Genomic DNA, 25577 nt, shown 5'->3' on the forward strand with positions numbered 1-25577 from the left:
CCAATGGTCACCCGCACGTGATGGCCGAGGCTAGCGCACCAAGCGGTCGCGCCACTTGCTCCGGGTTCTCGTGGCGGTCCGGGGCCCGTCCGGTCCCGACCCGCGCCGCCGAAGCTCTACGCGGTGCCGATCGTGCGCGGCTGGTTGGGCGCTTCGGGGCGCAAGGTGTTGGTCTGGTGTGAAACGTCCGTCCCTGTGGTTGGTGCAGTCGGTCAAGGGCGCGTGGTCAGCGTGGGTGCGAACCACGCGCTCGCCGGCTCAGGCCTTGACGGATGCTCCCTAGGGCAGCAAGCGGCAGGTCGTCCCTCGTGCGGACCGTCAGCGTCGTGTCGACGTTGCGTAGCGAGGTGCCGTCCGGTCCGATCTGGTCTGATCCACAACGACGCTGCTAAGTGAGCGTCTTACTAGTGGGTCCGGGCCGGGGCCGTCGACAGCGCGGCTCGAAGCCCTCGTGGTCAGCGCGTGGTCAGCGGGGTCCCCGGAACGGCGTCACTACGAGAACTACCCGCATGTATTTTCCCACGTCAGAGAGTTGTCCTTGAACCAAGATCGAACTCCTAAAGCGGGTGTCGGTACCTCGATCATCCTGCGGCGCCCGGAGCGTCGTAGGTGAGCGGGCCGTCTCCCGACTCGGTCGCGAGGATCACGCCGCCTGGCGTGACTGGGTCAGGACGATCCACCACCGGCTGACCACCGCCAGCCGTCAGCGTTCTCGCCGGGGGTCGTGGCCGGAGCTCGGCGCCGTCCGCAGACACGCAGGGTCACCCGCGCCGCAGCTCCGTGGCCGAGTCCGCGAGGAACGCCTCGAGGGTCCGGGCACGGCGACCCGTCACGCGCTCGACGGTGTCGGTCACTGGTGTGAAGCTGCCGGCGTGCACACGCTCGAAGGTCCACAGCGTGAGGTCACGCTCGAACCCGCTGAGGCCGTCGAGGGCCTCGTCGATGGTGATCTCCCGGTGGGTCACGCGATGACCGGCGGCGGTCGAGAGCTGGTCCGCGACCTGCGACAGCGTGAGCGACTCCGGTCCGGTGAGCTCGTAGACCTGCCCCTCGTGACCGTCGTCGAGCAGTGCCCGCTCGGCCACCGCGGCGATGTCCCGCGCGTCGATCCACGCCAGGCTCGCTCCGCCGCTGGAGAAGGCGAGCTCTCCCTCCTCGACGACCGGGCCGAGGAAGAAGCGCTGGTCCGTCAGCACCTGCATGAACCAGCTCGGCCGCAGGACCGTCCACGGCCGATCGCCGGCGCGCACCACGTGCTCGGTGCGCGCGGCCCAGCCACCAGGCCCGAGGGAGTCGGCGTTCCGCTCGGACAGCAGCACGACACGGGTCTCGGGCGCCAGGGCGGTGAGCAGTGCGCCGATCAGCTCGGGTGCGTCCGCGCGATCCGGCCGCACGACGTACACCGCGTCGACGCCGTGGGTCGCGGCCGCCCAGGTGGACGCGTCGTCCCAGGAGAAGGCCGTGGGCTGCACGCCCTCGAGCGTCACCGTCGTCGGGTCGCTGCTGCCGCCGAGCACGTCGAGACCCGGCCGGGCGACGAGCAGCTGCGCCAGGGGAGCACCGGTCTTGCCGCGGACGCCGGTCACCAGCACACGGGTCACGAGAACTCCTGGCGCCGTCGAGCGGTCAGCGTGAAGGTGGCCGGCAGGCGTTCCGGGCGCTCGCGCAGGCGGTACTCGTCGACGTCCTCGTCGAGCACCATGAACCCCGGCAGCGCGTCCCACGGGACGCTGTCGTGCTCGACCAACGACGTCAGCTCCAGGCCCGCGTCGAGCACCGCGGTGACGATCTCGCCGAGCCCGTGGTTCCACTCCATCGAGCGCGGCTGGGCGACCTTGCCGTCACCCGCGTAGGTGTCCTCCTCGCTCCAGACCAGCGGCTCCTGCTGCTCGAAGTACGGCAGCTCGAGCGCGAGCGTCAGCCCTCCGGGTCCGGTGATCCACGGCTGCTGCTCGCGGTCGGCGTGCTCGGCGCCGACGGTCATCGCGAGGGCGGAGTTCAGCACCGGGTGGCCGTCGCGGATGAACAGCCGGCCGCCCGGGCGCAGCAGGGCGGCGACCGTCTGCGCCCACCGCCGGATGCTCGGCAGCCAGCAGATGGCTCCGATGCCGGTGTAGACGAGGTCGAACTGCCGGCCGCCGAGCGCCTCGGGCGCCGCGTAGACGTCCGACTGGACGTACTCGATGTCGGCCCCGGCGCGCTGCGCCAGGTTCCGCGCCTCGTCGAGCGACCTGGCCGACAGGTCGACGCCGGTCACCCGCGCGCCGAGGCGAGCGAGACTGAGGGTGTCGGTGCCGATGTGGCACTGCAGGTGCACGACGTCCAGGCCGGCGATGTCACCGAGCCGCGGGCGGTCGAATGAGACGACGTCGGACAACGCCGTCCGGTCGGCCAGCAACCTGTCGATCCCGTAGCCCCGCGCGTGCACCGACGCGCGGCTGTCCCAGTTGGTGCGGTTCAGCTCCAGGTAGTCGTCGTCGGACACGTCTCGGGACGCTAGCAGCGCCCCTGCCCCGACGACCGGGGCCAGAGCCGGGGTGGTTCCTCCAGGCGGCCGGGGTGATCGCGCACGCACGGGGTGACCGCGTCGCCACCACCGTCCGAGGCGGCGTGAGACGCCCACTCGGGGGACCGTGCGGGACATGGCGGTCGTCGACGTGGAGCATGTCCCCATGCGCCTGCTCCCTCGCCGACGTGCCGTGGTGTCGATCCGGCCCGCGTGCGCCCGGTGAGCACACGCGCGGGTGGGCGGGTGCCGCATCCGAGGCAGGTGCCCGGGTACGCCGAGGCGGCGGCCGCCGGACTGCTGCCCCGAGTCCCCGAGCACCCGCCCGCCCTGTCGGTGCAGCCGACGGCGCGCTCGCTCATGCACCGCTTCATCGCGCTCGCCCTGGGAGGGTCGCTCGTGCTCGGCGTCGTCGCCGGGGTCGTCGACCGCTCCGCCCTGCACGGGCCGGCCACGGCCGGGGTGCTGGGCGCGCTGGCGCTCGTGTTCCTCGTCGTCCTGCTGCTGGCCCTCCCGCGCGTCGGGCGCCAGTCGGTCGCCGAGCTCCAGCAGGGGTACACCACCCTCACCCTGCAGTTCGGCGGCTTCTGGTGCGGCGAGGGGCCGCTGACCCTGTCGGGGGAGATGCGCGCCGCCTGGGACTACCGGGGGACGTGGCAGCTCGACCACCGCGACGGCCGGGTGCTCCGCGCGCCGGACCGCGGCGTCGACCCTCCCGGCATGTACCCGTCGCCGAACCAGCCGGGACGCATGGAGCTGTGGACCGGTCGGGTGTGGCTCGAGCACGTCGCGGACCGGCCCTGACCTGGGGGCGCCTGGGCCGGCGCCTGGATCGACGCCTGAGCTCGCTGTTCAGGCGTCCCTGACGCGCGGCGCTGACCTCGTCATCGCGGAGAGCTCGTCGCTGGTGGGGTAGGAGTCCTGCGCTCCTCTGCGCCCGACGGCACAGGCGGCGACATCGGTCGCCCGGACGACCGCCCCGTCGAGGGGTGCGTCCTCGGCCAGACCCAGCGCCAGGGCACCGACGAAGGCGTCTCCGGCGCCCGTGGTGTCGATGGCCGTCACCTCCCGTGCCTCCACGTGCGTGAGGACGACGGCGCCTGCCGGGTCGCGTCGGCCGAGGACGGCCCCCTGTGCGCCGAGGGTGAGGACCACTGATCGAGGCCCGAGCTCGAGCAGCCGGCGGACGGTGTCGGAGGCCGGGCCCGGGACGGGTACCTGCGTGCTGGGCGCGGTCGAGCCGCTGACGAGCAGCGCTGCCTCGGACTCGTTCACCACGAGGGGGTCGGCGGCCTCGAGCACCGGCGCCGGGAGCAGTGCTGCGGGGGCCGCGTTGACCACGACACGCACGTCGGCCCGCCGCGCGCGGCGGACGGCGTGCTCGACCGTCGGCAACGGGATCTCGAGCTGGACGACGAGCACGTCACCCGCTGCCCATGTCACCTGGTCGATCATCGTCTCGTCCACCAGCCGGTTGGCTCCCGGCGCGACGACGATCGAGTTCTCCCCGTCGGGCGTGATGAGGATGATGGCGGTGCCGGTGGGGGCCTGGACGGTCCGGAGCGCGCTGACGTCGACGCCCGCCTCGCTGATCGAGGTCCGCAGCATCCGGCCGTGTGCGTCGTCGCCGACGCACCCGACGAAGGCCACGTGTCCGCCGAGCCGCCCAGCCGCCACCGCCTGGTTCGCGCCCTTGCCACCGGGGCTCACGACGGCGTCGGACCCGAGCACGGTCTCGCCGTCAGCCGGGCGGTGGTCGACGTCGACGACGACGTCCGCATTGGCCGACCCGACGACGACAACTCGTGCTGTCCTCATGAAGACCTCCCGGTTCGGGTCGGGATCCGGCTGGCCTGTGGGTCGAGCGGCGGGCCGCCGCTCGAGTTCATGCCCCGACCCCTCGCGGCGCCACCATCCCCAGCAGCTGCATCTTCTCGTGGCTCTCGGTCCCGGGCACAGCCGTGTAGACGAGCAGCAGGTGCGACTGCTGGGGGTCGAGCAGCGTCTGGCAGTGCAGCTCGAGGTCGCCGACCTCCGGGTGGACGAACCGCTTGACGTCGTCGACGCGCACGCCCACCTCGTGCGTCTCCCACAGCCGGCGCAGCTCCTCGCTGCGTGCGAGCGCGTCGTCGGCGAGGCGGGCCGCGCGCGAGCCGGGACCGCGCAGCGTGACGACCCGCCTCAGGCTGGAGGCGTACACGCGTGACAGGTGCGCGTGGTCGTCCGGGTGGTACAGCCGGCGGCTCTCGGGGTCGGTGAACCAGCGGTAGCCGATGCTGCGCGACGGTCCGGTCCAGCCCGTCGCGTCGCCCGTGAGCGCGACGCCCAGGGGCGTCTGGCGCAGCGTCTCGCCGAGCTCGGTGACGACCTCGGCGGCCGTGTCGCCGAGCCGGTCGAGGATGCGCAGGAGTCCGGGGCTGATGTGCTCGCTGAGCGCCCCGCGCGGTGGCGGCTGGTGGCCGACGAGCCGGAAGAGGTGGTCGCGCTCGTCGAGCGTGAGGTGCAGGCCCTGCGCGATGGCGGCGAGCATCTGCTCCGACGGCCGCGGCCCGCGCTCGCGCTCGAGCCGGGCGTAGTAGTCCGTCGACATGGTGCACAGCGCCGCGACCTCCTCCCGGCGCAGCCCCGCGGTCCGACGACGGCGTCCGCGCGGGAGCCCGACGTCCTCGGGCTGCAGCGCCTCGCGTCGGCTGCGGAGGAACTCCGCGAGCCCTGCCCTGTCGATCATCCGATGCCCACCCGTCCCGCTCGTCCGTCCGGTGCCCCCTTCCTACCGGGGTCCGGAACGCGGAGCCACGGCCTGCTGATCCCCCCGTCCAGCGGGCCGAAGGGGTGGATCGGCAGGCCCTGGTTGCGACCGGCGAACCCTCCCACGCTGGCGGTACGTCACGACCGACCGATGAGGAGAAGCCCATGAGCCAGCACCCGGCCGTCGACGCTCGACGGCACCAGCACCTCGGCACGCCCACCGCCGCACCCGGCCCCACCACGTCCGCCCCGACCACCCCGCACCCGAGGCACCCGAGCGCGAGCACCACCGCGCGCCGGGTCCTCGGGATGCCGGACCTCGCACCGGAGTCGGCCGCCCGGGCCGCCGCCCGGCGGACCCTCGAGCGGGTCGGCGGCCCGGTCGGGCTGGCCGTCGCCACGGCCCCGGTCGTCGCCTTCGTCGCCACGGACGCCGCCGCGGGCCTCGGCCCGGCCGTCGTCGCACTCGGCATCACCGCCCTGGCCGGCGCCACGGTCCGGGTCGCCCGGCGCGAGCCGACCGGCGCCGCCGTCGGGGGCGTCGTCGTCGCCGCGGTCTGCGCCACGGTCGCGGCGCTCGCGGGGGAGGCGCGTGCGTTCTTCCTGCCGACGATGGCGCTCCCGGCGGTCTTCGTCGTCGCGTACCTCGTGGCGTTCGCCGCCGGGCGTCCGCTCGCGGGCCTCATGGTCAACCGCATCGCCGGCGGCCCGCGCGACTGGGTGCACCACCCCGCCCTGCGCCGCGTCTACGTGGTCAGCTCGCTGATCGGGCTCGCGATGGCGTCGGCCAACCTCGTCGGACGCGTCGCCTTCTACCTCGCCGACGAGCCCGGCGCCCTCGCCGCGATCCAGGTCGGGGCCATGACCGCCTTCGCCCTGCACTTCGCGGTCACGCTCGTCGTGGCCCGCCGCGCCGACGACGGCGCGCCCGCCGGGGCACTCCCGTCCGCGGTCGCCGCGACGTCGTCGTCCCCGCGCTGACCCCGCGGCACCTCACCGCCCACCGCACCACCCCACCCGAAGGAGCTCGACCATGCCTCGCACACCTCACCTCGCCCTGCCCGACCTCACCGGGCGGCGCGCCGTCGTCACCGGTGGCAGCGACGGGATCGGCCTCGGCATCGCCCGACGCCTCGCCGCAGCGGGCGCCGACGTCGTCCTGCCCGTGCGCAACCGCGCGAAGGGCGAGGCCGCCGTCGGCCGCATCCGTCAGGAGCACCCCCGCGCACGGGTCTCGCTGCGCGACCTCGACCTCGCGTCGCTCGCCTCGGTCGCCGCACTGGGCGCGACGCTCAGGGCCGAGGGCGACCCCATCCACCTGCTGGTCAACAACGCGGGCCTCATGACGCCGCCCGGGCGCACGACGACCGAGGACGGGTTCGAGCTCCAGCTCGGGACCAACCACCTCGGCCACGCCGCGCTCGTCGCGCACCTGCTCCCGCTGCTGACCGCGGGCCGCGCCCGGGTGACGAACCAGATCAGCATCGCGGCCGGCAGCGGCAGGATGCACTGGGCCGACCTCAACTGGGAGCGCGACTACGACGGTCGTCAGGCGTACGCGCAGTCCAAGCTCGCGCAGGGCCTCTTCGCCCTCGAGCTCGACCGGCGCAGCCGCGCGGCCGGCTGGGGGATCACGAGCAACCTCTCGCACCCCGGCGTCGCGCCCACGAGCCTGCTCGTCGCGCGCCCGGAGATCGGGCGCGACCGCGACACCCCGCAGATCGCGACGATCCGCCGGCTGTCCCGCGCGGGCGTCCTGCTCGGCACGATCGACAGCGCCCCGCTCCCCGCGCTCATGGCCGCCACCGCGCAGGGGCCGGCCGGTGGGCAGCTCTACGGGCCGGCCGGCCTTGGCCACCTCGGTGGGGGTCCGGTGCAGCACCGGCTGTTCCGCCCGCTGCGCGACCCCGCGGACGCGGACCGCACCTGGCGCGTCACGGAGGCGCTCTTGGGGCTGAGCGTCGGGGCGACGCCTGCGAGGTGACGCGGAACCCGTCAGGGCGGGCCACGTCGGCGGACCTGGTGTGTCGACGTGGTCCCCTCGACGGCACCCGCCTCCGACGCAGCCCTTGACGTCCCGGGCCCCTCCGGAGTCGCATGGTCCGATGGACCCCGTGCCTCCCCGACGCGGCCCCCCGTGAGCAGCCAGGCCGGGAGCACCCACGCCGAGCGGGTCGCCACCTTCCGACAGCTCCACGCCGCCGGGTGCTTCGTCATGCCGAACCCGTGGGACGTCGGGAGCGCGCGGGCGCTCGAGCAGCTCGGCTTCCGCGCCCTGGCGACCACGAGCGCCGGCCTCGCCTGGACGCTCGGTCGCACCGACGGCCACCTGACGCTCGACCAGACGCTCGAGCACCTGCGCGAGGTCGCGGGCGCCGTCGGCGTTCCCGTCAACGCGGACCTCGAGGGCGGGTACGCGGTCGATCCGCAGGACGTGCATGCCAACGTCACGCTCGCCGTGGCGACGGGGGTCGCGGGGCTGTCGATCGAGGACTCCACGGGGCACGCCGACTCACCCCTGCACGACGTCGGCCTGGCCGTCGAGCGCATCCGGGCCGCCCGTGAGGCGATCGACGAGAGCGGCACCGGGGTCGTCCTGACGGGCCGGTCGGAGGGCTTCGTCGTCGGGCGGCCCGACCTCGACGAGACCGTCCGGAGGCTGCGCGCGTACGCCGACGCCGGGGCCGACTGCCTCTACGCCCCGCGGATCCAGACCCGCGAGCAGGTCGCGGCGATCTTCGACGCCGTGGCCCCGAAGCCTGTGAACCTGCTCATCAACGCGCCGTTCATCACCGTCGCCGAGGCGGAGGCCCTGGGCGTGCGGCGCATCAGCGTGGGAGGGACGCTCGCGCGCACCGCCTGGGGCGGCTTCCTGGAGGCGGCCCGGGAGATCGCGGACACCGGGACGTTCACCCGGTTCGACGGGCTGCCGAACGTGGACGCGCTGCTCGGCGAGCGGGAGGCGCGGTGAGGTCGGGCGACTAGGTCCCCGACCCGCCGTGCGTGCCGCCCGGGCGGGCCTGGGTGCACCCGCAGGACTCGCGGTGCTGCACGACGGCGGGGATCCGCACCGTCTTCGGCTGGGACGTGCTGCCGGCGATCCGCCTGAGCAGCAGCTCGACGGCCTTGGAGCCGATCGCGCCGGCGTCCTGCGCCACGGTCGTGAGCCTCGGTGAGAAGACCTCGGCCCACTCGAAGTCGTCGAAACCCACGACGGCGATGTCGCCGGGCACCGACAGACCTCGCTCCTGGAGGGTCCGCATCGTCGCGATCACCATCGTGTTCTGGGCCGCCACGATGGCCGTCGGGGGATCCGGCAGGTCGAGCAGGGCGCCGACGACGACGCGGGTGCGCTCGGCGTCGGAGCCGCCGCGGACCATCAGCTCGGGCACCTCCGGGAGCCCGGCGGCGGCGAGGCCCTTGCGGTAGCCGGTGACGCGCTCCTCGCTGGTGGTCAGCCCAGCCATGCCGGCCACCATGGCGATCCGGCGGTGGCCCCGCTGGGCGAGGTGCAGCACCAGCTGGGCGACGGGCTTGACGTTCTCGCTGCAGACCGCGTCGAAGCGGGCGTCGGGGGACCGGTCCACGAGGACGGTCGGGAGCCCGGTGCGGGCCAGGCGGTCCAGCACCTTCGCGGCCCCGGACGACGGCGCCAGGAGGAGTCCGTCGAGGCGGCGCTCACGCAGGGCGGCCACCACGCGTGCCTCGGTCGCCGGGTCGTCGTGGGTGTCGGCCAGCACGAGCGTGTAGCCGACCTTGCTCGTCGCCTCCTCGATGGCGTGGACGACCTCGCCGAAGTAGAGGTTGGTCAGCGCCGACATCGCGACACCGATCTGCTGGGTCTTGGACCGCACGAGCGAGCGCGCCTGGTGGTTGGGGACGTAGTCGAGCGTGTCGATCGCCTCCAGCACCCGCTCGCGAGCCTCCTCGCTGACGAAGCGGGTGTTGTTGAGGACGTGCGACACCGTCGAGGCGGACACGCCAGCCCGGCGTGCCACGTCCGTGATGGTGACCACGCAGCCAGTATGCACAGGCAAGCGATTGCGCAAACGCTTGCCCGGAAGAAATGTGACCTGCTTCACTCGAAATCACCCGGAGATGGCGCCCAGCAGGAGCGCCGGCGACGCAAAGGAGCGGGACGTGAGATCGAACGGGATGAACAGCGGTGGGCGTGGGCGTCGATGGTCGACGGGGGTGGTCGCGGCGGTCGCCGCGGTCGGCCTGCTGGGCGCCTGCGGGTCGGACGACGACGCACCGGCGGAGACGGACGGGGGCGAAGCCACCAGCGAGGGCGACGTCACCGTCGGCCTGATCACCAAGACCGAGACCAACCCCTTCTTCGTCACGATGCGCACGGTGGCGACGGACTACGCGCAGGAGCAGGGCGTCGGACTGACCGCCCTCGCCGGCGAGTTCGACGGGGACAACGAGGGTCAGGTCCAGGCCATGGAGAACCTCATCTCGCAGGGCGTGGACGGCATCATGATCACCCCCAACAACTCCAGCGGCGTCCTGGGCGCGATCGAGCAGGCCAGGTCGCAGGGCATCGTCGTCATCGCCCTGGACACCGCGACGGACCCGGAGGACGCGGTCGACGCGACCTTCGCCACCGACAACTTCGAGGCCGGTCGGCTCCAGGGTGCGTACGTGCGGGCCGTCCTCGGCGACGAGGAGCCCCGGCTGATCATGCTCGACGGCACGGCGGGGGGCACGGTCGACACCTTCCGGCACGACGGGTTCCTCGAGGGCTTCGGCCTGGAGGAGGGTGACCCGGCGATCCTGGGCATGGAGAACACCCAGGGTGACCAGAACACGGCGCAGACGGCGATGGAGAACCTGCTCCAGCGCAGCCCCGACGTCAACGCGGTCTACACGATCAACGAGCCGGCGGCGCGGGGTGCGTACGCGGCGATCGAGGCCCGGGGGCTGACCGACCAGGTCACGATCGGGTCGATCGACGGCGGGTGCGAGGGGGTCCAGGACGTCGCGGACGGGAAGTACGCGGCGACCGTGATGCAGTTCCCGGCCGAGATGGTCCGCCAGGGCATCGACGCGATCGTCGAGGCCGCCGGTGGCGGCGAGGCGCCGTCGGGCTTCGTCGACACCGGCAGCGTCGTCATCACCGACAACCCGATCGAGGGCATCGAGTCGGAGGACACCGCGTGGGGCCTGGAGAACTGCTGGGGCTGACCGGTGGTCTCCCGCAGTGACCGCACGGCCAGGAGCTGACGCCCGCGGTGGGAGGCGAGCCCCTCGCCCCCACCGCGGCGGTGAGGGTGCGTCGTGCGTCCCGGCACGACGCCGCCCCGAGACGGAACCACACCGACACGGAACGAGGACCGACCATGAGCGAATCCACCGCTGCCGCCGCCGCCCGACCGCCCGGGCGCTCGGCCGCCGACCCGCCCCCCGGCGGGGCCGCCCCACCGGCATCCGAACGCCGGCAGGCGCTCGGCAGGGCCCTGCGGAACCCGCTCGTCGGCCCGCTCGCCGCTCTGCTCGTCGCGGTCGTGCTCTTCACCCTCATGACCGACACGTTCGCCACCGCGGGGAACGCGTCGCTGATCCTCCAGCAGTCGATCGTCATCGGGACCCTCGCGCTCGGTCAGACCCTGATCATCCTCACCGCGGGGATCGACCTGGCCAACGGCGCCATCGCGGTGCTCGGCACGATCGTCATGGCCAAGTTCGTCTTCGAGGGCGGCAACCCGCTGACGGCTCTCCTCCTCGGGCTGACCATCACCGTCGTCCTCGGCGCGATCAGCGGCCTGCTCGTCACGCGGCTGGGACTGCCACCGTTCATCGTCACCCTGGGCATGCTCACCGTCGTCTACGCGATCGCGCGCCTGTACTCCGAGTCGCGGAGCTACTCCGTCAGCGAGCCGCTCCTGCGGTTCTGGGGACAGGGCACCACCCTCGGGGGCGTGCGGATCACCTGGGGCACGCTGCTGCTCCTCGTGGTCTTCACGGTCTTCTGGTTCGCCCTCGCCCGCACCTCGTGGGGCCGTCACGTGTACGCGGTGGGCAACGCCCCGGAGGCGGCTCGCCTCGTCGGGATCAAGGTGAACCGCACGATCCTGTCGGTGTACGTCGCGGCCGGTGCGCTCTACGGGCTCGCGGCCTGGCAGGCACTGGGCCGCATCCCGAACGCGGACCCGAACGCCTACCAGACCGCCAACCTCGACAGCATCACGGCCGTCGTCATCGGAGGCACGAGCCTGTTCGGCGGGCGCGGCAGCGTCGTCGGCACGCTCATCGGCGCCCTCATCGTGGGCGTCCTCCGCTCGGGACTCACCCAGGCGGGGATCGACAACCTGTACCAGGACCTCGCCACGGGTGTCCTCGTCATCGTCGCGGTCTCCCTGGACCAGGCGTCGCGAAGGAGGGCGGCACGATGAGCAGCACGACGACAGGAACCGAGGGCCGCGGCGCGGAGACGCCGCAGGCCGACGGCCGGACCCCGGTCCTCGAGGGCCGCAAGCTGTCCAAGTCCTACGGCCACGTCCGCGCGATGGTCGACGCGGACTTCGAGCTCATGCCCGGCGAGGTCCTCGCGGTCATCGGGGACAACGGCGCCGGCAAGTCCACCCTGGTCAAGGCGCTGTCCGGTGCGGTGACGCCCGACAAGGGCGAGCTGCTGCTGGACGGCAAGCCGGTGACTTTCCGTTCCCCGATCGAGGCCAGGGCCCTGGGGATCGAGACGGTCTACCAGGACCTGGCGGTCGCCCCGGCGCTCGACATCGCCTCCAACCTGTTCCTCGGGCGGGAGCTGCGGCGGAGCGGCCCGCTCGGCAGCCTCCTGAGGATGGTCGACGCGCGCGCCATGCGGGACGAGGCGCAGCACCAGCTCGACGCCCTCGGTGTGCGGATCCCCGACGTGCGCCAGCCCGTGGAGAGCCTGTCCGGTGGGCAGCGCCAGAGCGTCGCCGTCGCTCGCGCCGCCGCGTTCGCCACCAAGCTCGTGATCATGGACGAGCCCACGGCCGCGCTGGGTGTCCGTGAGTCCGGGATGGTGCTCGACCTGATCCGGCGGATCAGCGCGCGGGGGCTGCCGGTCATGCTGATCTCGCACAACATGCCGCACGTCTTCGACATCGCCGACCGCATCCACATCCACCGGCTCGGCAGCCGGGTCGCCGTCGTGAGCCCACGGACCCACACCATGTCCGACGCGGTCGCGATCATGACCGGAGCGGCGCGGCCCGAAGACGTCGGGGGCCGCAGCCACTACGACGAGCGCGCGCAGGGGCGGCAGCGGGCCCGGTCGACGGACGGGTCGGACGGGCCTCCCACGCCCGCCGACCGGGTAAACCCGGAGGGCGGCGAGGGCGCGGGGAGCGTGCCGTGAGCCGGGGTGCCGGCGAGGCGCTCGACCCCGCGCTCCTGGAGCGGGCGCTGCGGCTCGCCGACCGCGGCGGGCGCCGGATCCTGGGGATCACGGGAGCCCCAGGAGCCGGCAAGTCGACCATCGCCGAGGCCCTGGCGCTCGCGCTCGGTCCACGCGCTCGGCTCGTGGGCATGGACGGCTTCCACCTGGCCGAGGCCGAGCTGCGGCGACTCGGCCGCCACGACCGCAAGGGCGCGCCCGACACGTTCGACGCAGGGGGCTACGTCGCGCTCCTGCGCCGGCTGCGCGCGGCGGACGAGGCGGTCGTGTACGCCCCCTTCTTCGACCGGTCGCTGGAGGAGGCGATCGCCGGTGCCGTCGCCGTCCCCCGAGAGGTCCCGCTGGTCATCACCGAGGGCAACTACCTGCTCGTCGAGGACGGCGACTGGCGGGCCGTCCGTCCGCTCCTGGACGAGTGCTGGTACGTGGAGGCGGACGAGGAGGAGCGACTCCGACGCCTCATCGCCAGGCACGAGCGCTTCGGCCGTTCCGCCGCCGAGGCGCGCGAGAGGTCGACGGGCTCGGACCAGCGCAACGCCGACGTCATCGCCGCGACGAGCCACCTGGCGGACCTCCTCGTCCGGTGATCGGCGCTCGGGTCGGAGACTGGCGTGGTCAGTGCGGCAGCACGTACAGGTAGATGAGCAGGTAGTGCAGCACCGCTGCCGCCACGACCAGCACGTGCCAGATCTCGTGGAAGCCGAGCACGCCGGGTACCGGGTTGGGCCGCTCGACGACGAAGACGACGAAGCCCACGCAGTACAGCAGGCCGCCGGCCGCCATGAGCGCGTAGGCGCCGAACGGCAGCGGTACGCCGGCGCCCACGAGCAGCACCGGTATCCAGCCGAGCACGATGTACAGGGTGTTGGTGACGTACTTCGGCAGCTCCCGCAGCGTGGACCGCAGCGCGATCCCGACCGCGGCGATCACCCACACCGCGCCCAGCACCGCCCAGCCGTAGGCGTTGCGGAAGACGACCAGCACCAGCGGCGTCACGGTGCCCGCGATCAGCAGGAACACCGAGACGTAGTCCAGGGTGCGGAGCACCTCGTTCACGCGCGGGCCGCGGTCGATGCCGTGGTGCAGCGTGCTCGCGACGAACAGCATCAGCACCGACAGGCCGTAGACGCTGAACCCGACGATCTTCCACGGATCGGCCTGCGCGGCGGCCTGGGTGACGAGCAGCGCCGCGCCGACGACGGCGAAGCAGCTCGCCGCGAGGTGCGTGACCGTGTTGATCCGCTCGTCGGTGACGTGGACGCTGCCGTCGCGGCTGCGCTGCGGGGTGGTGTCGTGCTCCGTCGTGCCCACGGTGACCTTCCTCGGGGCGCCGGACGCCCGCGCTGGGGCGGGGGATTCGGGTGCAGCCTAGCGAGGCCCGCCGTCGGACGACCCGGGACCAGCCGCCGTCGGCGGCCGGCCGGAGCGCGTGCAGCACCTCCTGCTCGGGGTGCCCCTCGCGCCACCCCGACCTAACGTCGGGGATCAACCGAGCGAGGTGCCGTCCGCCCGACGGCTCCCGCCCGCGCAGCACCCCGCACCACCCCGACGCACGACGAGAGGCTGACCATGGAGTACCGCACGCTCGGTCGCACCGGGCTGTCCGTGTCGGAGATCGGCTACGGCGCGTGGGGGATCGGCGCGTCGCAGTGGGTCGGGGCTCGCGAGGACGAGTCCGTCGCGGCGCTGCACCGGGCCATCGAGCTCGGGGTGAACCTCATCGACACCGCGCGCGGGTACGGCGAGAGCGAGCGGATCGTCGGCGGCGTCGTCCGCGAGCACCCCGGCGTGCTCGTCGCGACCAAGGTCCCGCCGAAGAACGCGACGTGGCCCGCGCCGTCGGGGCTGCACCCGGACGAGACGTTCCCGGGCGAGCACATCCGGGCGAGCCTCGAGGAGAGCCTCGCGGCGTCGGGGCTCGAGGCGTTCGACCTGCTCCAGTTCCACGTCTGGAGCGACGAGTGGGTCGGCAAGGGCGACTGGCTCGAGACGATCGCCGCGCTGCGCGACGAGGGCAAGATCCGCTTCTTCGGGGTCTCCATCAACGACTACCAGCCGGAGAACGCGCTCGAGCTCATCGGCAGCGGCGCGGTCGACACCGTGCAGGTCATCTACAACGCGTTCCACCAGCAGCCCGAGGAGCACCTCCTGCCGGCGTGCCAGCAGCACGACGTCGGCGTCATCGTGCGGGTCGCGCTCGACGAGGGCGGGCTGACCGGGCGGATCACCGCGGACTCGACCTTCCCGGACGGGGACTTCCGCAACCGGTACTTCGGCGGCGACCGCCCCGCGCAGGTCGAGCAGCACGTGCGGGAGCTCACCGAGGAGCTCGGCATCTCGACGGACGAGCTCGCCGACGTCGCGCTGCGGTACGTGCTCGACCACCCGGCCGTCTCGACCGTCATCGCCGGCATGCGCAGCGTCCGCAACGTCGAGCGGAACGCGGCGACGAGCGACGGCCGGCGCCTGACCGAGGAGCAGCGGGCCGTCATCCGGCGGCACCGGTGGGAGCGGAACTTCTACCAGGCGCCCGACGTCGAGTAGGCGATGGCTACCGAGACCAGGGACGACGACGGCGCAGCGGCCCGCCCGTCCGCGAGCGCCCCGGCATCGACCGACGCCCTGCTCGAGGTGCTGGCGCAGTTCGACAGCCTGCTCGAGGGCGCGCCGCTCGGGATCGGCATCTTCGACCGGGACCTCCGCCACGTCCGGGTGAACGCCGTGCTCGAGGAGATGAACGGGCGGCCGGCCGACCAGCTGCTCGGGCGCACGCCGAGCGAGGTGAACGGCGAGGTCGGGGCGCAGGCCGAGGTGTTCTACCGACAGGTGATGGACCGCGGTGTCGCGATGCGCGACGTGCGTCTCACCGGCGAGGTGACGGCCCGGCCCGGTCAGGTGCGGCACTGGAGCACGACGTTCTACCCGGTGCGCCGCGAGGACGAGGTCGTGGGACTGTGCGTCATCGTCGACGACGTGACCGCCGAGCAGGAGCTCAGCGACGCCCTGGCGAAGTCCCGGCGCGACTTCCAGCGTCTGGCCGAGGACCTGCAGCGCGACCTCCTCCCGCCCGCCCACCCCGTCGTCGCGGACGCCGACGTCGCCGCGATCTACCGGCCGGCGAACACCGCGTCGCGCGTCGGGGGCGACTTCTACGACGTGGTCGAGCTCGACGCACGGCGCTGGCTGCTCGTCATCGGCGACGTCCAGGGGAAGGGCCCGCTCGCCGCGTCGCTCAGCGGCGCCCTGCGGTACGCCGTGCGGACGGCCGCCGTCGTCGACCCCGACCCGGCCCACGTGATGGCCACGGTCAACGCGGTGCTGATGGGGCTCGAGCACGAGGCGACCTGCACCGCGGTGTGCGCGCTCCTCGAGCGGGACGGCGCCGGGTGGTCCGTCTGCGTGGCGTCGGCCGGGCATCCCGCGCCCCTGGTCGTCCGCGGCGCCACGAACGGTTCTCCACCCACCGTCGAGGGGGTGGGGGCGTCGAACCTGCTGCTCGGCATCGTGAACGGGGTCCGCTATGACGCCGCCCGAGCCGGCCTGGCTCCGGGCGACAGCCTCGTGCTCTACACCGACGGCATCACCGAAGCCCGCGCACCGCGGCCGGTCCTGGCCGGCGACGACGGGCGCCCGCTCGACGCCGCGATCACGCTGTTCGGCGAGGCGCGGCTGCGCGCCGTGCTCACCGAGGTCACCACCTCGGGGTCGGCGCGCTCGACCGCCGACCGCGGCCGGGCCGACCTGCTCGCGCGGGGGATCGACGACGCGGTCCAGGCCTTCGCGTCGGGGAGGCTCCGCGACGACGTCACGCTCCTGGTGCTCCACGTCCCCCAGAGCGACCCGCGGCCGACCGGTCGGTGACGCAGCCGGGCGGGCCGCCCGGCCCGCTCGCCCCGCACGCCCTGGTGACGCAGCCTGTACGCAGGCGCCCGCACGCGGGCCCGCCTTCCAGCGCCCGCACCAACCCACCGGAGGTCCCCATGCAGTACCGCACGCTCGGACGGTCGGGGACGGTCGTCTCCACGCAGGCCCTCGGGACGATGACGTTCGGCGCCGAGGCCGACGAGGCCACGTCCGGCGACATCATGACCGCCTACGTCGAGAACGGCGGGACGTTCTTCGACACTGCGGACGTGTACAGCGCGGGAGTCTCGGAGGAGATCATCGGCCGGTGGCTCGCCGCCCACCCGACGGAGGCCGCGCAGGTCGTCGTCGCGACCAAGGGCCGTTTCCCGATGGGGGAGGGGCCCAACGACGTCGGGCTGTCCCGCCGCCACCTGCGGACCGCGCTCGACGCCTCGCTGCGCCGCCTCGGCGTCGACCACATCGACCTCTACCAGGTCCACGCCTGGGACGCGCTGACCCCGGTCGACGAGACGCTCGGCTTTCTCGACGAGGCCGTGCGCGCCGGGAAGATCTCCTACTACGGCTTCTCCAACTACCTCGGCTGGCAGCTCACCAAGGCGGTCCACGTCGCGCGTGCCCACGGGTGGTCCGCGCCGGTCACCCTGCAGCCGCAGTACAACCTCCTCGTGCGTGACATCGAGCACGAGGTCGTCCCGGCGTCGCTCGACGCGGGCATCGGGCTCCTGCCGTGGTCGCCGCTCGCCGGCGGCTGGCTCAGCGGCAAGTACGAGCGCGACGTCCCGCCGACCGGCAGCACGCGCCTCGGCGAGAACCCCAAGCGAGGCATGGAGGCGTGGGAGGCGCGCAACGCCGACGAGCGCACCTGGCGCGTCATCGACGCCGTCGGCGAGGTCGCCGAGGCCCACGGGTGCTCGATGTCCCAGGTCGCGCTCGCGTGGCTCGCCGCCCAGCCGGCGGTGACGTCGGTGATCCTCGGCGCGCGCACGGTCGAGCAGCTCACCGACAACATGGGTGCCGCCGACCTCGAGCTGAGCGGCGAGGAGATCGCGCGGCTGACCGAGGCGAGCGCGCCGCGCGTCGACGACTACCCGTACGGGACCGCCGGCGTCCAGCAGCGGCACCGCCCGATCACGGGCGGACGCGGCTGAGCGCCGCACCGCGCCTCCCGGCCCGGCTCCTTCGCGACGGGCGTTCGCGGAACTTCTCCGACGCGCCCGTCGTCGAGCAGACGATGGCTACCGAGACGCACGACGACGGCGCCGCGCCCCGGCCCGGGCGCGGTGCCGCCCGCCTGCACCACCGCCTCCGCTCGCACCCGCTGACGGCCGCGCCGTACCGGATCGGCGTCGTCGTCGTCGGGCTGCTCGTGGTGGCCGCCGGCATCGCGATGCTCGTCCTGCCCGGGCCGGGCGTCGCGGGGATCCTGCTCGGCCTGGCGATCCTCGGGACCGAGTTCCCGTGGGCGAAGAGGTGGGTGGAGACGGCGCTCGGCCTGCTGCGCCGACTCCACGCCCGGACGCTCGGCCGGTGGGGGTCCCGCCGCGACACGCCCTAGGTGACGGCGTCGTCGAACCGTTCGCGCGCCGCGGTGACCTCGGCGAGGTGGGCCGTCGTCCACGCGAGCAGCGCGTCGACGGGCTCGCGCAGCGTCTTGCCGAGCGGCGTGATGCGGTACTCGACCGCGACGGGCCTGGAGCCGGTCACCGCGCGCTCGACGATGCCGTTGCGCTCGAGGCGGCGCAGCGTCGCCGTGAGGGACTTCTGCGTGACCGCAGGGATCGCGCGGCGCAGTCCGTTGAAACGCAGCGGCCGTCCGCACAGGTGCTCGAGGACCAGCACCGACCACGTGTCGAGCACCTGACCGAGCAGGTCCCGCTGGAGGGCGCTGATCGCGAGCGCGCCGTCCTCGTCGGACGGCTGGGCGGGCGGCGCGACGGACGGCGCGGGGGCGACGTTCGACGACGTCGTGCGGCTCACCTTCTACGTCACCCGGTGGACCCCCGACCGGATCGGCGCGTTCATGGCCGGCGTCGCGAGTGTCGCCGAGGAGCTCGGCCTGCCGTCGCCGCTGCCGCCGTCGTCGCTGATCGGCGTCGAGGCGCTGTACGAGCCCGACGTGCTCGTCGAGGTCGAGGCGACCGCGGTGCTGGACTGACGGCGAGACCGCCGCTGGGCCGGCGGCGTCGAGCGTTTTCAGCCGCTCGGGCGCATCGGATCTGCTCACGCGGGCCCCCGTCCCGGCCGATACGAACCGTGAGCCACGACGGGCAGACCCGTCGTGAGCGGGGACGCCACGCCACGGGACCCACGAGGTCAGCCGGGCCGCCGAACGAAGGGACGGGTCCGACCACGATGTCCGAGCACCGCACCCCCACGAGCGACGCGCGCGGCGAGATCACCGGCGAGAAGTTCCGCATCTGGCTGCGGCCGGACGGCGTCGTCGAGATCGCGTGGGCCCCGCACGTCCCGTCGGGCCTGGAGGACGCGCGCGCGGTGATCACCGCGATGAGCGAGCTCACCGGCGGCCGCGCAGCACCGCTCCTCGTGCACACGACCGACGCCGGCCCGCAGGACCGCGCCGCGCGCATGGAGTTCATCCGCCGGCAGGAGGTCGTGGCCGCCGTCGCGCTGGTCGTCGGGAACCCGCTCAGCCGGATGATGGCGACCTTCTTCATCAACGTGAGCCGGCCGGACGTGCCGATCCGCCTCTTCGAGGACGAGGTCGCCGCCGTCGCGTGGCTCAGGGGGCACCTGGTGTGACGACCACCCCGGTGCCGGGCACGGACACCGCCCCGGACCTCGAGCGCCGGCTCGGAGAGGTCGTCGCCGTCATCCAGGAGCTGGCCGCACTCCGGTTCGACGCCCGCGCCACGGTCGGTGCCGCGGGCGACATCGTCGACGCCGTGGCCGCCGGCGTGAACGCCCTGGGCGAGGAGCTCGCGGCGTCCTACGAGGAGATCGAGCGCCGCGTCGCCGATCGCACCGCCGAGCTCGCGATCGCGACCCAGGAGCTGCGTCGCCGGGCGCTGCACGACGACCTGACCGGCCTCGCGAACCGCACGGCCTTCTGGGACCGCCTGGCTCACCGCCTCGAGCGCGCGGACCGGCGTGGGGCCGCGTTCGCGGTGCTCTTCCTCGACCTCGACGACTTCAAGGCGGTCAACGACACCCTCGGCCACGCCGCGGGCGACCAGCTGCTCGTGGAGGTCGCGCGGCGCATCCGGGGTGAGCTGCGAGCCGGCGACACGGCCGCCCGCGTCGGCGGCGACGAGTTCGTCGTCCTCCTCGACGACGTCGCATCCGGCGACGTGGCGCTCGCGGTCGCGCGCCGCGTCGGCGAGCGTCTGTGCGCGCCCTACGAGCTCGGGACCCACCGGGTCACCACGACGAGCAGCATCGGCGTCGCCGTCGGACGCCACGGGCTGCAGACCCCCGACGCGATCGTCGCCGCGGCCGACGCCGCGATGTACGACGCGAAGCGGAGCGGCCGGGGGGCGTGCGTGCTCCACGGCGCGGGCCGGACGGGCGAGGCGACGTCCGTCGGCGTGGCCGCGCCGGAGGCGTCGCCCGGCTGACGGGCCCGGGCCGTCGCGCGGCTGACGGGCCCGGGGCATCGCACTCCGGCGTCCGTCCGTACCGTGATCAAGACCCTTGACGGTTCACCCGTTCGGCCGCAAGCATGACGCATCCCCGTGAACTACATCGCTGTAGAGCGGCTGTCGTGGAAAACGATTTACACGCATCGACGAGGCCGTGACCTGCGGGGACAGGTTGGCTCAACCTGCCAGGGACGTCGGGACGCGGCGACACGTCGCCCGGGCCGGCATCGGAGAAGGGAAGTCGATGAGGACTACTCGAAGCGGACCGGCCGGTCCGCGCACGACTCGGGGCCGGGCATCCGCGACGGCGGTGGGAGCGACGATGGTGCTGGCCGCCGGTGCGCTGGCCACCCCGGCCGCAGCCGCGGAGCCGGCACCCGACGCCTGGGTGTCCACGAACGCCGAGGGCTACTACCGCTTCACGCTTCCGCAGGCGGAGGTCCACGAGCTCGTGGGCGTCCACCCGTCCGTCGTGGAGCTCCAGGGCAACATCGGGCCCGCGGGGACGTGGTCGGACCTGGCCCTGGACCCGAGCGGATCGGCGTACCAGGGCGGCTTCGGCCCCGTGGAGCCGGGCCTGTACTACTACACCTACACGGCGACCACGGCCGACCGGGCGAAGGTCTCCTTCCGCGAGCCGAGCAGCCCGGTCGCGGTCACGTCACACCCGGAGTGGAACACGTTCTTCGTCCCCGGACCCGAGGTCGCGTGGATGGCCGACGTCGACGGCGGTGGGGAGGTGTCCGCGCTCACGTACCGGAGCGAGGTCACGGGTTCCGACCGCTCGGCGCTGGTCTGGACCCACCCTGAGTACGACGGCGAGCGGGGCCGCCCCGCACCCGTGCTCTACCTCCTCGCGGACGAGGCCCAGACCCACCAGGAGTGGACGGAGCTCGGTCGCGTCCCGCAGGTCCTCGACAACCTCGCGGCGGAAGGCAGCCTCGAGCCGATGGTCGTGGTGATGGCGGACGTCAACACCGCCGACCCGCGCGCGGAGCTCGTCGACTCGCTCGTGCCGGCCGTCGAGCGCGACTACCGCGTCGCGAACGAGGGTCGCCGTCAGGCGGTCGCGGGCATCGGCACGGGCGCCGAGGCCGCCCTGGACGTCCTGCTCGCCGACCCGGGTCGCTTCGGCTCGGTCGGCTCGTTCTCGGGCGCCCTCCCGGACGCGCCGCTCACCAGGGCGACGGTCAACCGGGTCAACGCACGGACGGACCTGCTGCGCGTGTACGTGGGCAACGTCCTGGACCCGGCCTACGACGCCACCGAGGCCGCGCTGCGCACGCTCGAGGCGGCGGGGGTGCGCCACCAGTTCGACGGCGTCGACCCCGACCAGGGCGGCACGTGGGACACGTGGCGCGAGGCGCTCCACGACTTCGCCCCGCGGCTCTTCCAGCAGGGCGCCGACGACGGCCCGCGGGCCGGGCACCTGCCGCTCGACGGCCCGTACGAGCCGCCCGCACCGGGATCCATCACGACCCCGCACGTCGACGAGAACGGCATCGTCACGTTCGAGACGGGCACGCAGTGGGCGGACGCGAAGGACGTCACCGTGTGGGGGAACTGGGCCCCGAACGGTGCGTGGTTCCGCATCCCGATGGAGAAGGTCGGCGACCGCTGGCGTCTCTCCCTCGGCCCGCTGGACGGCTTCTACTACTACCGCTACGTGGTCGACGGGGTCGACCACAAGGACCCCGTCGACACCGTCAACACGCTCACCGGGGTCAGCCCGCTGTACGTCCCGGGCGAGAACGACCGGCTGCTGGCCGACGTGCCCGCGGGCGACGGCGGCGACCTGTCGGTGCTGACGTACCACTCCGACTTCGCCGGTGAGGAGCGCTCCGCGTACGTGTGGACCCCGCCGGGCTACGACCCGGAGCGGGCCGAGGCCTATCCCGTGCTCTACCTCAACCACGGTGGTGGGCAGAGCTGGGGCGACTGGGTCGAGGTCGGCCGGGCGCCGCAGATCCTCGACAACCTCTCGCTCCAGGGCGAGATCGAGCCGATGGTCGTCGTCATGCCCAACGGCAACGTGCCGGACTACCAGGCCGAACTGTTCGGCAACATCGTCCCGGCCACCGAGGCGGCGTACCACGTCTCGGCGGACCCGGAGCAGCGCGCGCTCGCGGGCCTCTCGCTGGGCGCCATGAACACGCTCAACACGTGGCTGTCCCACCCCGGTGAGTTCGCGTACATCGGCGCCTTCTCCGGGTTCGTGTTCGGCACGCCGACGTTCGACGCCGACGCGGTCAACGCCGGCACGACCTTGGCGCGCATGTACACCGGCGACACCAGCGACTTCACGTACTCCTTCACGATGTCGCTGCTGGAGATGCTCGAGTCGCGCGGCGTCGAGCACGAGTTCGACGGCCCCACCACGGGGCCGCACGGCTTCGACACGTGGCAGCTCAACCTGATCGACTTCCTGCCGCGCCTGTTCACGCCCGAGGGCTGAGCAGGACCGTCGCCCTCGTCGGGGGACAGGGCGACGGAGGGTGGCCGACGCCGCAGCAGTGCGGCGTCGGCCACCCGGCCGGGACGGGGCGGCCTGCTGAGCGAGAGGCCCGGGTCCGGTCCGACGGCTACGCGCCGTCGCCCCCCAGCGCCTCGACGCCGGCCCGCAGCACCTCGACCCCGGCCCGCAGCGCCTCGAGGATCCGGTCGGCGTCGTACACGCAACCGGCCCACGTCCCGCCGCTGGCCGCCTGGAGCGCGGCCCACAGCCGGGTGTCGTCGGGCAACGCGGCATGGGGCGCGAGGTCCGGGTGCGGCGACCGCGCAGCGAGGACGCGCGCGCCCTCCTCGGGGCTCACCCGGCCCCCGGCGTCGCCGACGTAGTCGACCGTCCCCTCGAGCGCGTCGACGTCGATCCGGATCTCCACGACGTCCCCGTCGCGCAGCCTGCCGATCGGCCCGCCCGCCAGCGCCTCCGGCCCGACGTGCCCGATGCACGCCCCGGTCGACACCCCGGAGAACCGCGCGTCGGTGACGAGCGAGATCTCCTTGCCGTAGCTCAGGTACTTCAGCGCCGACGTGACCTGGTACGTCTCCTCCATTCCGGTGCCGAGCGGCCCGCCGCCCATGAGCACCATGACGTCACCCGGTGCGACCTCGCGCGCCTTGATGGCGGCGATCGCGGCCGCCTCGGACGTGAACACGCGGGCGGGCCCGACGTGGTGGAAGACGCCGTCGACGATCCGCGACGGGTCGATCGCGGTCGACTTGATGACCGACCCCTCGGGCGCGAGGTTGCCCACCGGGAAGGTCGCCGTCGGCGTCAGCCCCCGGCGTCGCGCGGCCTCCGGGGCCATGATGACGTCGTCGGCCTCGACGCCCTGCTGCTCGAGGAGCACCTGCTTCATGCGCGCCCGACGCTCGGAACCCTCCCACCAGTCGAGCACCGTGCCGAGGCTCTCGCCGGTCGCGGTGAGCGCCTCGAGGTGCAGCACGCCGAGGTCGCGCAGGTGGAGCATGACCTCCGGCGTCCCGCCCGCGAGGAACATCCGCACCGTCGGATGCTGCACCGGCCCGTTGGGCAGGACGCTGACGATGCGCGGCACGGCCTTGTTGACGCGCACCCAGTCGTCGACGGTCGGCACGCGCAGGCCCGCGGCGTGCGCGATCGCGGGCAGGTGCAGCAGCAGGTTGGTGGACCCGCCGACGGCGGCGTGGACCGCCATCGCGTTCTCGATCGCCGCGTCGGTCAGGACGTCCTCGGTCGTCACACCGAGCGACCGCTGCCGCAGGACGGCCAGCGCCGACTGCCGCGCCATCTCCTCCCACACCGGCTCACCCGACGGCGCGAGCGCCGAGTGCGGCAGCGCGAGCCCGAGGGCCTCGGCGATCACCTGGCTGGTCCCCGCCGTCCCGAGGAAGTGGCACCCGCCGCCGGGCGACGCGCACGCGCGGCAGCCGAGCTCCGAGGCGTCCGCGAGCGACAGCTCGTCGTTGGCGAACCGCGCGCCGAGCGTCTGGACGCGCGCGAGGTCCTCGCCCTGCACGGGCGGGAGCGTCACGCCGCCGGGCACCAGCACCGTCGGGAGGTCGCGCTGCGACGCGAGCGCCATCATCGTCGCGGGCAGGCCCTTGTCGCAGGTCGCGACGCCGATCACCGCCGAGCGCGTCGGCAGCGACCGGATCAGGCGTCGCATGACGACGGCGGCGTCGTTGCGGTACGGCAGCGAGTCGAACATCGCCGTCGTGCCCTGCGACCGGCCGTCGCACGGGTCGCTCACGTACGTCGCGAACGGCATCCCGCCGGCCCCCGCGATCGTCTCCGCGGCGGCCTGCACCTGGCCGCTCAGCTCGAAGTGCCCCGAGTGCAGGCCGAGCGCGACCGGCCGCCCGTCGTCGGACCGCAGCCCGCCCGCCGTCGAGACGATCATGACCTGCGGCCCGAGCATGTTGGCCCGCGGCCAGCCCATGCCCGCGTTCTGGGTCATCCCGAAGACCGTCCCGCTGGGCTCGTCGCGCAGCAGCTCCGGGGTCAGCGGCAGCCGGCCCTCCGGTCCCGGGGCCTGCGTCCGGACCGCGTAGATGCCGTCGTGCGGCTCGAGCAGCGACTCCCAGGACACCGCTACATCGCCTCGACCCGGGCCATGAGCGCGGCGAGCGCGTCCGCCTGCTCGGGCGTCGCTGCGTGATGCGGGGGAGTGCAGTGCCGCTCGAGCGCCACACCGCGCCGGATCATGCCCTCCTTGAGCAGCGGGAAGAAGGGCGTCGCCAGCGAGTACAGCCCCATGAGCACGTCGATCCGGCGCTGCTGCGCCGCGATGGCGGCCGCGTCGCCGCCGTCGACCGCGCGCGCGTACGCGGCGCAGATCTCGGGGTAGAGGTTCGCGAGCCCGCCGATCGCCCCGGCGCCCCCGGAGGTGACGACGTGGTGGAGGTTCTCGTCGAAGCCCGCGAGCACCCGGAACGCGGGGAACTCCGGCAGCAGCTCGGTGAGGAGGCGACGCGTGTGGCCGACGTCGAGCACGGTGTCCTTGTAGCCGACGACGTTCGGGTGCCGACGCAGGAGGTTGCGCGTCACCTCGGCGCTGAGGTCGTGCCCCGTGCGCGCCGGGAAGTTGTAGAGGTAGACGTCGCCGTCGACCTGACCCGCGACGGCGGAGAAGTAGGCCTCGATGCTCGTGTCGTCGAGCGCGAAGTAGAACGGGCTGATGACGATGACGGCGTGCGCGCCCGCGTCGATCGCGTAGCGGCTGAGCTCGACGGTGTCGTCGACCCGCAGGCACGACGTGCCGACCACGAGGTCCCCGCGCGAGGCCACGTGCTCGACGGCGAGGTCGATGAGCTCGCGCTTGTCCTCGGGTCGCATCGAGAAGAACTCGCCCGTGCTGCCCATGAGGACGATCCCGTCGACGCCGCCGCCGAGGATGTGGTCCCAGACCGCCACGCTGCCGTCGCGGTCCAGGCCGCCGTCGGCGTCGAAGGCCGTGACGGCCGGTGCGTAGTAGGTCGCCATCGG

General features: G+C 73.5%; 24 protein-coding genes and 1 pseudogene. 16 read left to right on the top strand and 9 right to left on the bottom strand.

Annotation, left to right across the window (positions count from 1 at the left end):
* Positions 1–761: 761 nt before the first annotated feature.
* Positions 762–1601: a Rossmann-fold NAD(P)-binding domain-containing protein gene (locus tag IEV86_RS09580; protein ID WP_043602209.1), complete on the bottom strand. Its 840-nt coding sequence runs from the start codon at positions 1599–1601 to the stop codon at positions 762–764.
* Positions 1598–2485 carry a class I SAM-dependent methyltransferase gene (locus IEV86_RS09585; protein WP_043602211.1) on the bottom strand — a complete coding sequence of 296 codons (888 nt, stop codon included), beginning with the start codon at positions 2483–2485 and terminating at the stop codon, positions 1598–1600. The genes IEV86_RS09580 and IEV86_RS09585 overlap by 4 nt, the downstream gene beginning before the upstream one ends.
* Before the next feature lie 267 nt (positions 2486–2752).
* Here IEV86_RS09585 and IEV86_RS09590 point away from each other — a divergent pair, with 267 nt between their 5' ends.
* Positions 2753–3310, top strand: coding sequence for a hypothetical protein (locus IEV86_RS09590; RefSeq protein ID WP_152605521.1), 558 nt, complete (start codon positions 2753–2755; stop codon positions 3308–3310).
* 48 nt (positions 3311–3358) lie between these two features.
* Here the strand turns inward: IEV86_RS09590 and IEV86_RS09595 are convergent, their stop codons facing one another.
* Together IEV86_RS09595 and IEV86_RS09600 are read right to left on the bottom strand one after the other, a co-directional pair.
* The gene (locus IEV86_RS09595; RefSeq protein ID WP_052425771.1) at positions 3359–4324 is read right to left on the bottom strand and encodes a ribokinase; all 966 of its coding nucleotides are present in this window, start codon (positions 4322–4324) and stop codon (positions 3359–3361) included.
* A gap of 67 nt (positions 4325–4391) precedes the next feature.
* Entirely contained in the window at positions 4392–5234 is an 843-nt protein-coding gene (locus IEV86_RS09600; protein WP_043602214.1) for a helix-turn-helix transcriptional regulator, read from the bottom strand.
* A gap of 185 nt (positions 5235–5419) precedes the next feature.
* Here IEV86_RS09600 and IEV86_RS09605 point away from each other — a divergent pair, with 185 nt between their 5' ends.
* From IEV86_RS09605 to IEV86_RS09615, 3 genes are all read left to right on the top strand, one after another.
* Positions 5420–6235 (top strand): DUF3159 domain-containing protein, encoded by an 816-nt coding sequence (locus IEV86_RS09605; protein WP_052425772.1) that lies wholly within the window; start codon positions 5420–5422, stop codon positions 6233–6235.
* A gap of 52 nt (positions 6236–6287) precedes the next feature.
* Positions 6288–7238, top strand: a complete 951-nt coding sequence (locus IEV86_RS09610; protein ID WP_043602216.1) for an SDR family oxidoreductase — start codon at positions 6288–6290, stop codon at positions 7236–7238.
* 153 nt (positions 7239–7391) lie between these two features.
* Positions 7392–8225: an isocitrate lyase/PEP mutase family protein gene (locus tag IEV86_RS09615; protein ID WP_043602217.1), complete on the top strand. Its 834-nt coding sequence runs from the start codon at positions 7392–7394 to the stop codon at positions 8223–8225.
* A gap of 10 nt (positions 8226–8235) precedes the next feature.
* Here IEV86_RS09615 and IEV86_RS09620 read toward each other — a convergent pair whose 3' ends face one another.
* On the bottom strand, positions 8236–9270 hold the full coding sequence (locus IEV86_RS09620; protein WP_043602219.1) for a LacI family DNA-binding transcriptional regulator: 1035 nt from the start codon (positions 9268–9270) through the stop codon (positions 8236–8238).
* Positions 9271–9394: 124 nt separating this feature from the next.
* On the opposite strand from IEV86_RS09620, the gene IEV86_RS09625 reads away from it, so the two are divergent.
* The 4 genes and pseudogenes from IEV86_RS09625 (at position 9395) to IEV86_RS09640 (ending at position 13228) form a co-directional block, all read left to right on the top strand.
* Positions 9395–10444 carry a substrate-binding domain-containing protein gene (locus IEV86_RS09625; protein WP_229734581.1) on the top strand — a complete coding sequence of 350 codons (1050 nt, stop codon included), beginning with the start codon at positions 9395–9397 and terminating at the stop codon, positions 10442–10444.
* Positions 10445–10599: 155 nt separating this feature from the next.
* The gene (locus IEV86_RS09630; protein ID WP_043602221.1) at positions 10600–11652 is read left to right on the top strand and encodes an ABC transporter permease; all 1053 of its coding nucleotides are present in this window, start codon (positions 10600–10602) and stop codon (positions 11650–11652) included.
* Positions 11649–12452, top strand: a pseudogene (locus IEV86_RS09635) (ATP-binding cassette domain-containing protein); the annotation flags it as partial. The gene IEV86_RS09630 and the pseudogene IEV86_RS09635, both read left to right, overlap by 4 nt.
* Positions 12453–12598: 146 nt before the next feature.
* The gene (locus IEV86_RS09640) at positions 12599–13228 is read left to right on the top strand and encodes a nucleoside/nucleotide kinase family protein (protein WP_052425773.1); all 630 of its coding nucleotides are present in this window, start codon (positions 12599–12601) and stop codon (positions 13226–13228) included.
* A gap of 28 nt (positions 13229–13256) precedes the next feature.
* Here IEV86_RS09640 and trhA read toward each other — a convergent pair whose 3' ends face one another.
* Positions 13257–13952, bottom strand: a complete 696-nt coding sequence (trhA, locus tag IEV86_RS09645) for a PAQR family membrane homeostasis protein TrhA (RefSeq protein WP_043602222.1) — start codon at positions 13950–13952, stop codon at positions 13257–13259.
* 258 nt (positions 13953–14210) lie between these two features.
* Between trhA and IEV86_RS09650 the strand changes: the two genes are divergently transcribed.
* The 4 genes from IEV86_RS09650 (at position 14211) to IEV86_RS09665 (ending at position 18063) form a co-directional block, all read left to right on the top strand.
* The gene (locus IEV86_RS09650; protein ID WP_043602223.1) at positions 14211–15185 is read left to right on the top strand and encodes an aldo/keto reductase; all 975 of its coding nucleotides are present in this window, start codon (positions 14211–14213) and stop codon (positions 15183–15185) included.
* Between the two features lie 3 nt (positions 15186–15188).
* Positions 15189–16502, top strand: a complete 1314-nt coding sequence (locus tag IEV86_RS09655) for a PP2C family protein-serine/threonine phosphatase (protein WP_052425774.1) — start codon at positions 15189–15191, stop codon at positions 16500–16502.
* Positions 16503–16621: 119 nt separating this feature from the next.
* Positions 16622–17656 carry an aldo/keto reductase gene (locus tag IEV86_RS09660; RefSeq protein ID WP_043602225.1) on the top strand — a complete coding sequence of 345 codons (1035 nt, stop codon included), beginning with the start codon at positions 16622–16624 and terminating at the stop codon, positions 17654–17656.
* Between the two features lie 83 nt (positions 17657–17739).
* The gene (locus IEV86_RS09665) at positions 17740–18063 is read left to right on the top strand and encodes a PGPGW domain-containing protein (protein ID WP_052425775.1); all 324 of its coding nucleotides are present in this window, start codon (positions 17740–17742) and stop codon (positions 18061–18063) included.
* Here IEV86_RS09665 and IEV86_RS09670 read toward each other — a convergent pair.
* A complete protein-coding gene (locus IEV86_RS09670; protein WP_043602227.1) occupies positions 18060–18485 on the bottom strand; it encodes a winged helix-turn-helix transcriptional regulator in 426 nt (141 codons plus the stop codon). The genes IEV86_RS09665 and IEV86_RS09670 overlap by 4 nt on opposite strands.
* Between IEV86_RS09670 and IEV86_RS09675 the strand changes: the two genes are divergently transcribed.
* The 4 genes from IEV86_RS09675 (at position 18475) to IEV86_RS09690 (ending at position 22562) form a co-directional block, all read left to right on the top strand.
* Positions 18475–18663, top strand: coding sequence for a hypothetical protein (locus IEV86_RS09675; protein ID WP_229734582.1), 189 nt, complete (start codon positions 18475–18477; stop codon positions 18661–18663). The two genes, IEV86_RS09670 and IEV86_RS09675, sit on opposite strands and share 11 nt — an antisense overlap.
* A gap of 197 nt (positions 18664–18860) precedes the next feature.
* Positions 18861–19268, top strand: coding sequence for a DUF7793 family protein (locus tag IEV86_RS09680; RefSeq protein WP_052425776.1), 408 nt, complete (start codon positions 18861–18863; stop codon positions 19266–19268).
* Positions 19265–20083, top strand: a complete 819-nt coding sequence (locus tag IEV86_RS09685; protein ID WP_052425777.1) for a GGDEF domain-containing protein — start codon at positions 19265–19267, stop codon at positions 20081–20083. Before IEV86_RS09680 ends, IEV86_RS09685 begins: the two co-directional genes overlap by 4 nt.
* A 346-nt stretch (positions 20084–20429) precedes the next feature.
* On the top strand, positions 20430–22562 hold the full coding sequence (locus IEV86_RS09690) for an alpha/beta hydrolase (RefSeq protein WP_043602294.1): 2133 nt from the start codon (positions 20430–20432) through the stop codon (positions 22560–22562).
* Between the two features lie 127 nt (positions 22563–22689).
* Here IEV86_RS09690 and IEV86_RS09695 read toward each other — a convergent pair whose 3' ends face one another.
* On the bottom strand, positions 22690–24681 hold the full coding sequence (locus IEV86_RS09695; protein ID WP_043602229.1) for a YjhG/YagF family D-xylonate dehydratase: 1992 nt from the start codon (positions 24679–24681) through the stop codon (positions 22690–22692).
* A 2-nt stretch (positions 24682–24683) separates the two neighbouring features.
* Positions 24684–25574, bottom strand: coding sequence for a dihydrodipicolinate synthase family protein (locus IEV86_RS09700; protein WP_043602231.1), 891 nt, complete (start codon positions 25572–25574; stop codon positions 24684–24686).
* Positions 25575–25577 lie beyond the last annotated feature (3 nt).

It is taken from the genome of Cellulomonas carbonis, assembly GCF_014636275.1.
Classification (GTDB): domain Bacteria; phylum Actinomycetota; class Actinomycetes; order Actinomycetales; family Cellulomonadaceae; genus Actinotalea; species Actinotalea carbonis.